The 11,768-nt window shown below is 42.7% G+C and carries 7 protein-coding genes; all 7 read right to left on the reverse strand.

What is annotated here, in order from left to right:
• Positions 1 to 397: 397 nt before the first annotated feature.
• A complete protein-coding gene (locus REIFOR_RS09620) occupies positions 398 to 2,143 on the reverse strand; it encodes an ATP-binding protein (protein WP_100257347.1) in 1,746 nt (581 codons plus the stop codon).
• A gap of 1 nt (position 2,144) precedes the next feature.
• The gene (locus REIFOR_RS09625; protein ID WP_100257348.1) at positions 2,145 to 3,287 is read right to left on the reverse strand and encodes an SIR2 family protein; all 1,143 of its coding nucleotides are present in this window, start codon (positions 3,285 to 3,287) and stop codon (positions 2,145 to 2,147) included.
• A gap of 9 nt (positions 3,288 to 3,296) precedes the next feature.
• Positions 3,297 to 4,514 (reverse strand): restriction endonuclease subunit S, encoded by a 1,218-nt coding sequence (locus tag REIFOR_RS17010; protein WP_227003657.1) that lies wholly within the window; start codon positions 4,512 to 4,514, stop codon positions 3,297 to 3,299.
• Between the two features lie 2 nt (positions 4,515 to 4,516).
• Positions 4,517 to 5,989, reverse strand: coding sequence for a class I SAM-dependent DNA methyltransferase (locus REIFOR_RS09635; RefSeq protein ID WP_100257349.1), 1,473 nt, complete (start codon positions 5,987 to 5,989; stop codon positions 4,517 to 4,519).
• Between the two features lie 2 nt (positions 5,990 to 5,991).
• The gene (locus REIFOR_RS09640; RefSeq protein WP_100257350.1) at positions 5,992 to 7,722 is read right to left on the reverse strand and encodes an AAA family ATPase; all 1,731 of its coding nucleotides are present in this window, start codon (positions 7,720 to 7,722) and stop codon (positions 5,992 to 5,994) included.
• Positions 7,723 to 7,725: 3 nt separating this feature from the next.
• The gene (hsdR, locus tag REIFOR_RS09645; RefSeq protein ID WP_100257351.1) at positions 7,726 to 10,041 is read right to left on the reverse strand and encodes an EcoAI/FtnUII family type I restriction enzme subunit R; all 2,316 of its coding nucleotides are present in this window, start codon (positions 10,039 to 10,041) and stop codon (positions 7,726 to 7,728) included.
• 335 nt (positions 10,042 to 10,376) lie between these two features.
• Positions 10,377 to 11,612: an ATP-binding protein gene (locus REIFOR_RS09655; protein ID WP_100257352.1), complete on the reverse strand. Its 1,236-nt coding sequence runs from the start codon at positions 11,610 to 11,612 to the stop codon at positions 10,377 to 10,379.
• Positions 11,613 to 11,768: the final 156 nt, after the last annotated feature.

Below are 11,768 nucleotides of genomic sequence, written 5' to 3' on the forward strand. Positions count from 1 at the left end.
AATTATGCGCCCAGCCAATCACAAACAAGCCGAGCAACATATGGAGCATTTATTAAATCGTAAGCTGAAAGGTAATCGTGGTACTCGCGTTAAAGAACATACCCATCGAGCAAAGAAAATAGCGGCTGTTATATGGACGAGATTTCAGGTTGGCCCGTACCAATATCAACTCAAGCATCTGCGCTGGTACTTACAAGTCCAAACAAGACATCTCAAACCAAGCTCCCGTTACCGATATTGGTTAACCGTAAAAAACATACTGAGAGCACTAAACAAAGAGGCAGCTTGGATACACCGACTACATGGGCCTTGGGGCAGTCCTGCAATGGTTAATAGACCGAGCAGCAATCATGAAAAGATTACGGTTCAATAAGTTAGGCCTTTATGTTTTTGATCCTCATCTGCTTTGATACCGCCACCGCTCCACAACAGTTCCAATTTGATCTTCAGATAGCGCTTCTTTCTGCCAGCCTTTATCAAAATCTACATCGTTAGAACGAGGAAGCTGCACCTTGGATAAACTGCGAATCATAATACGTGATGGGAGTGTGGCTGCCTGGCCTACAAAAATAGCTTCTTGCCTACGTAAACCTGAAAGCATTTTGGTTAAGCCGGACATCGAGTCTGGTAACACACTTCGAACATGCTCTCGGTCTGAATCATTTGTTATTCTCAGAACAATCCATGAGTTACATTGCGAAAGCACTGTAGCCTCAACTTCACTGGGGCGCTGAGACACCAGCAGTAAACCAACACCATATTTGCGACCCTCTTTAGCAATACGCCTGATTGCGGATTGAGCCGCTTCATACTGCGCTTCGCCTCTGTTGGGAACATAACGGTGAGCTTCTTCACATACCAGCAAAACCGGGCTGTCACGCCGCTCATCCTCTGACTGCCAAACTTTTAACTGAAAAATAATTCGTGCTATCGCGGCACTTGCAACGCCAGCAACTTCGTTGGGCACACCGGAAAGGTCTACAATCTGCACTGTGGTTTTGCGAGTTAAGAATTGATTAACGATAGTAGGTAGCGGGTCTTGAACCCCATCCCAAGGTTTCATCATAAAATTAAGCCGACCATCTTTTAGCAAAGAGCTAATTTTACGGATAACTTTATTATAATCTTCATGATCTTTTTGACTTTTGTTTTGTGGTCGCTGAGTATTTATAGCGCCTATTAACCCTATCGTATAAAGGTCATCACCATTCTTTCCAAAATTATCTAGCCCATAGGTATCACCTAAAACATAAGGTACTGGAGAGTCTACAGTTAACTTGGTTTTATCCAACCCCAATGACTCTGCGGCTTGTTCACGCACTTTAATCAAGGCGTTTTTTATAATATTTGATTGCGAAGTAGCTGCATATTCTGTTTTACCAATAAATAAGCTTAAAGACTCTTCCAAATCTAACAACCAATAAGGCAACACCAGCGTTCCTTCATCGGTTGAAAGACGCTGATGTTCCGGGAAAGCTTTGCCATATTCGTTATGCGGGTCGAGTACGATAATTTGTGGATGCCAATGTTGGTGGTTCGCAATATCTCCACGTTCAAGAATACTGTGAATAACTGCCGCAACCGCACCTGATTTACCTGCGCCCGTAGAACCCAAAATGGCCGTATGCTTGCCTAATAACTCATTTAGCTCGGCGTAACAGGGAGCACCACCAGAACCGACATGCTCGCCAAGCTGAATGACAGCGCCTCTGGCATCACCATAAATAAAACGAAGTTCAGCCTTTGGAGTGATGTACAAGGTTTGCTGTGGCAGAGGATAAGTCGCTACACCACGTTCAAACTCAAGTGATAAATCACCGTTTTCATTTTTACGCCACTCACCCTCACCAAATAAATCAGCTTCAATAATGCGCTCATCTGAAGATGCAACAGGCAGCCCTTGCTCAAGCTGATAATCAGCCTTCATACGGAGGCGGCTAACTAACCCATATATCGAGCGCCGACCAAAGTGAACTTTTATAATTGAGCCAAATTGCCCAATGGGGTAATTCTCACCGGCAAAAACTCGGGAAAGATCAGATATGGAAGGGTCAAGCTCGGCAATAATTCGAGAGCCATCGACTTCAATAATTTTACCAATGGCAAGGTTCTCTATGGGTTTGGAATATCTACTGTGCTCCATGCTAAGCTCCTCCCTCAAGAATCTGTGTTAAATTTTCAAACTTCCACCACTCAATACTCTGTGCAGAATGTTCTTGTTGGCCTGCGTGAAAAAAACCTTTGTCAGCAAATATTAATACTTGCTCATTTATCTCAGGATCTTGGTGCCAAGAATCTAAAATGCCATTAGGTGTAGCATCACTGGTAAATACAATAACCGTAAGGTTGCCATTAGATGCTTTTAATCCGCGTTCAATTTCAAGATTAATGTGCGCATCACCAAAGCTGTAACCCAAAATCAGTAAAACCCGTTGTTCACCATTATTGGGGTTTAACACTGCTCTGGCTTTGGCCATTAAATGCGCATACGGGTCAAGCTGGGCTTCACGATACTTAGTCGATGCTGGCCAAATCATAATCTTGGATGTTGTTTCTGTGTTTCGTGTTAAATGCGAAGCGATACGATGCGGCACTGTTGAGCCAGAAGTTTCAACCCAGTCGATCGAGCCATGCAGTTTATAAACCTTTGCATCTAACCCTTTGGCATCAAAGGTCAATGGCTCCCACCAAGCCGATACTCCGCCAGCAAGGCCATCAGCATAATGCACTTTGGAAAGAGCCAGGGCATCTTCAATAAGAGAGTCATAATTCATGACTAGATAGTCGATGCATTCGCCGTGAGTTGCTTTCCCTGGGCGCATTGGCCGATGTAAAGCCTGTACAAAACGCTCATGAATACTGGAATCTACCTGTTGACTAATCTGCCCCTCAATAGCCAACTTGATTTCATCAATTGCGGTAGCTAACTGCTTTTCTGTATAAGTCGCGGCACCTATGGTCACAGTATTATCAGGCACAGCTCTGCTGGCTCTACGATTGGCAATTGCCAACCAATCCACCAGCTCGCTTAAAAAGTCTTCTATATGAGCCGCAGGATTTGCATCAGTAAACGAGGTTTGTATTGCTGTCAGAATTCCCTTTGAATCATCTGACAATTTATCACTTGCAAGTACGCTCGCTGTAAGCTGGTTAGTTAATGGCAGCCCCGCACAGTAACTTGCACCTGCACCAAGTAATATTGCCTTGGAGTGAGACAATAATCCTTCTAATTTCTCAAGTGCTTCTTTGAATGGTTTGTGCTGTAAAGCCGTGGTATCGAATATCATATTCCCTCCCTAGAGTTCGCCTTTAAAGGCTGAATTGAGTATTGATTCCTTAAGTTCACTTAAATATTGGATTTTTTCATTTAACTCTTTTTTTAGTTCAATTGATAAAGTATCCATAGCCTTTATTTTTTCCACAATCACTTTTTGCTCTTCTGTCGTCGGAACTGAAAGCTTGATCCTAGATAAGATTTTAAGATTAATGTTCTTTTGGGCGGCTGCATTTGCTTGGGTATCTAGATACTGTTGAAGCGTAGTCAGAAAGTAATAAAGATATTCAGTCGATAACTCACTGGATGAAATCCCAACAACGCTATCAGGAAAGCAAGCATCCATATCCAAAATAGCAACATCCCCTATATTTGCTGCTATTGTCAGGCAAATTGTACCCTTTGCCCATAATTTGCTTTGCTGCAAACCTTTCTCACTGTATGTGGCTGAGTAAGCCGAAATGTACTTCTGAGCATTGCGAACATCCCCCGTTTGTATAAAGGGGTAATCTCCTCCAAAAAGTGATTTGTCATTCCTTGGTCGGTGCTTTGACTTCCCCCTTGCAACTTTAGCGACTTGGTGTAACTCCATCGAAGGCCATTGTTCGTGGCCTAAGCTAAATACATTGCTTAGCTGACTAGCATACAATGCATCGGCCAACTTAACACTTTCCTGTAAATGCTCAATGGCGGTGTCGATGAGGGTGATCAGTGCATCGAGTTTTTCGACGATGCGTTTTTGTTCAGAGATCAGCGGCAAAGGAATATCAAGCTGTTCAATCATTGTTTTGGTTAAAGCTTGCCGCGTAGCACCGCCAGCACCCTGCCACAATAAGTTAGCTTTAAATTTTGGACTGACAACTAAATAATTTAAAAAACCATTATCAATATTCTCTTTAACACGTAGTATTGCTACGTGCTGATTAACTCTAGCTGGTAGGTATTCATCAGGCACAATACAACTACGAGCAATTGATGCTCCGGTTATATTAAGTAAAATATCACCCGTTTTGACAACAACATTCTTTAGTGCATAAGCTTGATCATCGTCAATAAATGCCAGCCTCTTAAATTTAAACCGGCAGTCATGCACATTAAGGCTCCTTATGAGGGAAATACCACTTTCTTTGTATGCTTTCTCACCGCCTTTTGGAGTAGCCCCACTCCCAATTTTTGTTGTCAAGTTAACTAGCTTGTGCCACTCCCAACCATCCGGCAATTCATATAAAGCCTGCTCCATGTCTACTTCTCCACCAACAGGCTTTCAATTTCATCCAACAGGCCTGACACCAACTTTTCCTTAGTACGGATCTGTTTAAGAATATCGCTGGGTGCTAAATGCTCGGCATCCTTCTGTTTGGCAGGATTTTTGGCGGACAGGTCATAATCTTCTGTTAGCTTGCTGAAAGGCACTGTCCATGACAGTTCGGTGGTTTCACGACTTGCATACAATTCAACAAATTCTTTTAAATGCCCATCGGTAATCGGCTTATTTTTGGTGAGTTTTTGCTCTGGCTCGCATTCGTAATACCACACATCACTGGTGCCACCACTACGCTCAAAAAATAGCACATTGGTTTTAACACCCGAGTACGGCAAAAACACCCCAGCAGGCAGGCTTAAAATGGTATGCAGGTTAAAGTTTTCTAACAATTCCTGTTTCACTTGTTTAAAGGCGCTATTGGTTTGGAACAGCACGCCTTCTGGCACGACTATCGCTGCTTTACCACCCACTTTTAAGGTTTTCATAAAGTGCTGTAAAAACAGCAATTCAGTAGCGTTACTTTGAATGGGAAAATTTTGTTGGATTTGTGATTTTTCTTTACCTCCAAAAGGCGGATTAGCCAGAATAATGTCGTAACGGTCTTTTTCCTGAATATCGCGGATGTTTTGTGTGAGAGTATTGCCACGGTACAGGTTAGGTGACTCGATACCGTGCAAAATCATATTCATCATACCCATCACATAGGCCAATGACGTTTTCTCATAACCAAAAAAGGTATCGCGCTGAATAAAATCCCATTGGTCGGTGTTTAGCTTATCTTTTTGGGCTTTTAGGTGTTCAAAGGCTTGTACTAAAAACCCGCATGAACCAGCAGCAGCATCATAAATACTTTGCCCTGGCTGTGGGTCTATTACGTTTACAATACTGCGAATGACCGCGCGGGGCGTATAAAACTCACCGGCATAGCCACCCGCATCCCCCATATTTTGTAATAAGCCTTCATACACATGCGACAGCTCAAACATCTCATCGCTGGATTGAAAGTTAAGGGTGTCGATAATATCCAGCACCTCACGCAGTGTATGACCAGAGGCAACCTTGTTATCTAAGTATTGAAAGATTCCCCCAATTTTATAGGTAAAGGATTTAGGGTCGGCGGTGGTAATGGTGGCAAAGGCTTTCAAATAAGGGAAAAGCTCGTTGTTTACATAATCGGTAAGGTCGTCGCCTGTACGGACTTTGGTGATGTCTAGCTTGCCGTTACTTGTTTTGGGGCAGGCCCAATTTCCCCAGCGGTGTTCTTTATCCAATACCGGCTGGTAGTCTTTGCCAGACAATACCGCTTCGTCTTCTTTTTCTGATTCGTAGTCATCTAAAAACTTAAGAAACAATACCCATGAGGTTTGCTCGGTATAGTGCATGGCACCACTGATGCCATCGTCACGGCGGAGAATGTCGGTAATGCGGTCTATTTTTTGTTGTAATGACATGCTTAAAGTTTTCCGATAATAAAGTTGTACATATTAGTGATGTCTTCGCTGATTTCTGAGGGTGGGATTAGGTTGATATATTCTTGTAGTGATTCAAGGCATAAACCTTCTACTGGTTTGATAATAGGTTTAATAACTTCCTTCACATCAAGACGTCTCACAGGCTCAGAATCGGAAGCCACGTTTGCATCTAACTGATACTCAACTCCTAGCTGATCATTAATTTGAGGTAATTGATTATGTACGATTAGCGCAGTATGGCTAAGAAGATAATTTTCAATTTCACGGTGTCGCCAAGAGAGCAAATGTACTTTTGGGTTGGCTTGGCCTGACCAACTACTTGGTTGCGCATTTTCCCCATTAACTGAGACTCCATTGGCTACATCGATACTAGTGACAGGCAAGTTATCCCTATCGCAGATAAGAAAAATATTTTTTGTTTGAATATCCCATTCCGAGGATCGTATTGAAAAAGCATCCGCCCATGCAATTTTACTTTTACCAAAACCACAGGTATGTTGCTCGTAATTTGATTCTTTCTTAATAGCTTGTATATCGTTCAATCTTGGAAGCGGCCGCTCTAGCTTCCTTTCAGCAAGCATCTTGAAAATAACCCAGTCATCAGGGTCGTCTATAAGCACAATATTCTCAATAAGAGAGCAAACTTTAAATTGCGCTTTTTGGACATAGCCTAATTGATCTAAACGCTTTGTCAGTGCTGAAAATTTATCCTCATCTGTAATTCTACCTTTGGAAATAAGATGAATGTTGTTTATACCTGTTGCTGAAATCGATTCTAGAAGATGAGATGTTGTTATTGTTTGGCCTTTGGCCCCCTTTAATGTTCGCCATAGTTTTTTAACATTCGTGTAATGAAGGTGGGAGTCCGCCTCATCTAATAGAAACAATGTATTTTCGGAGTCGAATAAATCAATCAATGAGTAGAGGAATAACATTTGGTATTCACCATCGCTCAACTCTTCAAACTCTAGGCCTTCGTTAAACCTTAACTGTGAGCCATCAGCATCAAGAAAATAGCCGTTATAGGCTCCTTCGACTAGAAATTTTGTCGCGTCTAACTTTGACCCATCGAAACAATTAAAAAAGGCCTTTGATGTGAAGGATATATTTTGACTTTTTATCCCTTTTCCTTTCTCAAGGATTGTCTCAAAAGTATCTAGCTCGCTAGCACTGTCAATAAATGACTCAAGGCGCTGATTAAATGGCCTCTTCCTAATTGAAGGGTGGTCAAAATTCAGAGCCTCTTTTTCTTCATCCGACTTAATCGTTTTAAGATAATTTATTGGTATTTCTAACGGAATAGAGAAAGTTGATATTTTGTCTAAATCATCTTCAATTTTTATATACTCCTTTTTTCCAAGGAATGACCTTACTAAGCCTTGAGGGACAAATGTCGTGGCCAGAAAAACTAATGAACGCACATCTCGTTTGGTAAAATATAAACAGCCAAAATCAATATCACTAATGTCATTTGTTTTTCTCAATCTGTTTATTCTATTAGAAAAAATCCCCGAAAAATTTTCATTTTGGCCTGAGGTGAAACATATTAACCGGCCATTTTCTTCTTCTGACCCAGTGATTCTTGAGTTGAAAATAGAATGTAAAATTGTAGATTTACCACAACCATTTTCTCCAATAAGAGTCGCAACTTTATCAACAGTTAGTGTTTGCCGATCTGTGCAGAGTTGATTGGGTGCTAATGCAATTTCCATAAATTACGCCATATGATAAAGCTGATGTTGCAACTGTTTAAATGCCGCAAGCAAATGTGCTGGCTTACCGCCAAAGGCTTGTGAAGCATCTTTAGTGGTGCCCAAACCTGACAGCTCAATCAGTGCTGGCAGGCGCTCACGGGATAACTCCGTTACCCCTGTCTGCTCATAGCGATTGAGTACGAAACGTAAAAAGTTTTGTGCTTTATCTTGCTGATATTGACCAAAAAAATCTTGATTATTACGAACAGCTTCTGCTCGGTAGTGCCTTGTGGACATGGGTTGCTCAAAGGCAAGAAAGGCGAGCAGGTCGAATACATCGCACTCTTCGGCTTCGAACATACGACGTAACACGGTTAACTGTTCTTTATCAAAGCCAGCCTGCACCAATTTATTGAGTAACGTCTCTCGTTGATCAGGATCTGACCAAATATCTCTTAGCTCCTCAACTGACTTAAATAGCCCAGGTAGTTGTTGCAGCAGGCGTTCTACAAACTCTTGCAGGGTAAGTGGCTTGCCGTTTTCATCAATATAGCGAGTTTCTATATCAATAACTTTGAGTTCCCTGTGCTTGCCTAGTTTTATCTTTAGGCGAGGCAATGGCTCACCGGGATCACCCATGGGCGGATCATCAGTAACAGGTGGATTTGATGTATAAGGTGGTGGGGTTGGTTCGCTGGTGCCACCCGGTTCCGGTGCTTCCGGCTCGCCATCCCAATCTTGATCGTAGAATTTATTGGTCGCACCACGAAAGTCAATAATGGTGAAATAATCCTTACCTTCAAATACACGGGTACCACGGCCAATTATCTGTTTAAACTCCACCATAGAGCCAATGCTTCTGTCGAGTACGATATTACGAACATTACGGGCATCTACTCCTGTGGTTAGCATTTGTGATGAAGTCAAAATAGTGGGGATATCTTTGTCGTTATCTTGAAATTTCTCTAGCAGCTCTCGGCCAATCTTACCTTCATCGCTTGTAACCCGAACGCAGTAGTGAGGATCGGTTACCGTTTTATGTTTGTTAATCATGTCGCGCATGGTGAGCGCATGATTTTGGTTTTCACAAAAAACAATGGTTTTATCCATTCGGTGCATATTGTTCAGAATGGTTTTGGCGACCAGTTCGGTTCGTTCATCCACGACGATTTTTTTGTCGTAATCTTCCACTTGGTAGATGTCCTGACTCGATTCTCCCTCAACAACCTGATCGTCTTTTGTCAGTACCAGTTCATCCAAATTGGTACGTACCCGCTTTACTCGGTAAGGCGTTAAAAAACCATCATTAATGCCCTCTTTCAACGAGTATTCAAAAGCAGGCTGGCCAAAATAATCATAAGTATCTACGTTATCTGTGCGCTTGGGCGTTGCTGTTAAGCCAAGGTGTACGGCACTGGTAAAGTGATCCAATATTGCACGCCATGAGCCAGCCTCATTCGCAGCACCTCGGTGACACTCGTCGATAAGAATTAAATCAAAAAAGTCCTCTGGGTATGCTTTGTAATAGCCATCGATATTTTCTCGTTCAGCAATAGCCTGATAGATGGCAAAAAATATATGAGCGTTAGTGGGTACAACGCCATTACGGCTTCGAACCTCCTCACCATTGATTTTAATAAGATCTTTTTCGTAAGGGTTGAAGGTGTTAATTGCTTGATCTGCCAGAATGTTACGGTCTGCCAAAAAGAGTATGCGAGGGCGGCGACTACCTGGTTGAGCTCTATTCCAGCGAGCTTGAAAGAGTTTATGTACTATCTGAAAGGCGATAAAGGTTTTACCGGTGCCTGTAGCAAGCGTGAGTAATATGCGTGGTTTACTCTGACCAATGGCATCGGTTGCAGCGTGTACCGCCAGTTCCTGATAATACCGTGGCTGCATTGCACCTTCTAAGTGAAAGGGTATATTGCGTAGTTGCTGCCCTAAATCAGTTGTGGTGCTTTCAAAACGTTGTTCAAGTTCTGCCGGTGTAGGGTAAAACTCAATATAATCGCCTTTGCCTGTTTCCAGATCAAACTCATAGGTTGCTTTGCCATTGCTAGAATAAACGAAGCGTACGTTGAGTTTTTTAGCGTAATCTATAGCTTGTTGAAGCCCTTTAGTGGGGTGCTCATCTTCTTTTTTAGCTTCGACGACAGCTAAGTAACGATTGTCTTTATGTAATAGGTAATCAACAAAGCAGCGACGGCCTCGGGTTCCACCGGCAAGTTTTCGACCATCCGTGAAATAGTGTTCACGAATGATGTTACTTGACTGCCAGTTGGCTGCCTTTAAAGCTGGATCTATGTAATTTGCTCTGGTGTCGGCCTCTGAAACCACAGTTATTCCTTTATGCGTTTGTTATTTAATTGTTGCCATTATTTTCAATATTACGAGTTCATAGTACAGGCTTTAGTGGCTTTACCTGAGCATTATAAATCAAGCGCTATACCACGTTGCTCGCCCTTTACCATACCGCTGAAGTCGCCCTGCATTCACCAACTCCCGTAATCTAACTTTAAGCGTATTTTGGTTTGCTCCGGTTAATTCAACCGGCCTCTTTCCAGAGCACATCATCCATATTTTTAAAAGTTTGTTCAAACATCTATCGTTTTCGTCCTATACACATAAGCGTTTTTCATATAATTGCCGTATTACTTTTTAATTAAAATTTTCTATTGCCAGAGTGTATTCATCGGTACCGCATAACAATTGTCTTGAGTCAGCGGCAAGGTGTTATTGCCACAATAGAGTAAGATGCCACCCTGAAAGCGCTTACCTGCCTGAGCGGCCAAACGGGCCAGACCTGCACTGTCTTTTGGGTTGATACTGGCTGCTTTTTTTACTTCTACTCCCCAAAGCTGTTGGCCACGTTCTATCACCAGGTCAACTTCTACCTGGTCTTTATCGCGGTAATGGCTGAATTTAAAATCACTGCCTATCCAGCTGGCCTGACAAATAAGCTGCTGAACGACAAAACTTTCTAATACAGGGCCAAAATTGCTTTTATGGTTATTCCAATCGTCGGTTTTTAACCCGCTGAGTGTCGTCGCAAGGCCGGAATCAATAACGTGTACTTTGGGTGTCTTCACCAATCGTTTGGACTGGTTACGATGCCAGGCGGAAAGTCTGCGCACTAAAAACAGGCGCTCAAGTATGCTCAAGTATTTTTCAGTGGTCTCCCGGGTCATTTTTAACTCATTAGCCATGCTACTGACATTGAGTAAAGTGCCTGTCCGGTAGGCCAGCATTTCCATCAAGGCGAGCATTTCATCTTCATCCCGAATGGCCGCAATATCTTTAACATCGCGCTGAATAATGGCATTCAGATATTGCCGATGCCATTGTCTGGCTCTGGCAGCCGAGCGAGTATTCGGTTCTGGGTAGCCACCCTGGCATACAGCTTCAGCGACACCCTCAATAACACTCTGCTCTCCAATGATTTGCGGAGCTATTTTTCCGCTAATCAAGGAGCTAAGCAGGGAGTTTTCATTGCGGTGCTTCTCTTGTTCCGTTAATGGAAACAGGTTTAATACTTCAACTCTCCCTGCCAGGGATTCTTGCACCTTTGGTAATAGCAACAGATTCGCCGAACCTGTCAGCAGAAAGCGACCAGGTGTTCTGCGCTGATCAACAGCAGCCTTGATCGCTGGTAATAATTCAGGTGCTCGCTGCACCTCATCTAAAATCACTTGTTCTGGCAAGCCCTGAATAAACCCCGTAGGGTCTTGTTGCGCAGTGTTCAGGAGTGTGCTGTCGTCAAAGCTGATGTAGGAATAATTAGGGCAGTATTCCCTGGCTAATGTGGTTTTACCCACCTGGCGAGGCCCTAATAAACAAACGACTGGAGTATCGCTTAGTGCTTCCAGCAGCAGTGGGGCGATAACTCTTGGGAATAATGATTTAGCCATAGCGTCCAGATGCTGGTTATATTGTCGTCTGATTGACTGCTATAATACCGTCTAATTGCCTAACTTAAAAGGGCGCTAAGTAAAATGCTTAAATTTTAACGTGTCGTTCACATCGACATATCAGGCTGCTATGTCGATATAATTGAAAATATAGTT

This window comes from Reinekea forsetii (genome assembly GCF_002795845.1).
Lineage (GTDB): Bacteria > Pseudomonadota > Gammaproteobacteria > Pseudomonadales > Natronospirillaceae > Reinekea > Reinekea forsetii.

Coding starts and splice junctions, on each gene's coding strand:
- REIFOR_RS09620 (WP_100257347.1), bottom strand. CDS start 2,143: ATGGAGCACAGTAGATATTCCAAACCCATAGAGAACCTTGCCATTGGT.
- REIFOR_RS09625 (WP_100257348.1), bottom strand. CDS start 3,287: ATGATATTCGATACCACGGCTTTACAGCACAAACCATTCAAAGAAGCA.
- REIFOR_RS17010 (WP_227003657.1), bottom strand. CDS start 4,514: ATGGAGCAGGCTTTATATGAATTGCCGGATGGTTGGGAGTGGCACAAG.
- REIFOR_RS09635 (WP_100257349.1), bottom strand. CDS start 5,989: ATGTCATTACAACAAAAAATAGACCGCATTACCGACATTCTCCGCCGT.
- REIFOR_RS09640 (WP_100257350.1), bottom strand. CDS start 7,722: ATGGAAATTGCATTAGCACCCAATCAACTCTGCACAGATCGGCAAACA.
- REIFOR_RS09655 (WP_100257352.1), bottom strand. CDS start 11,612: ATGGCTAAATCATTATTCCCAAGAGTTATCGCCCCACTGCTGCTGGAA.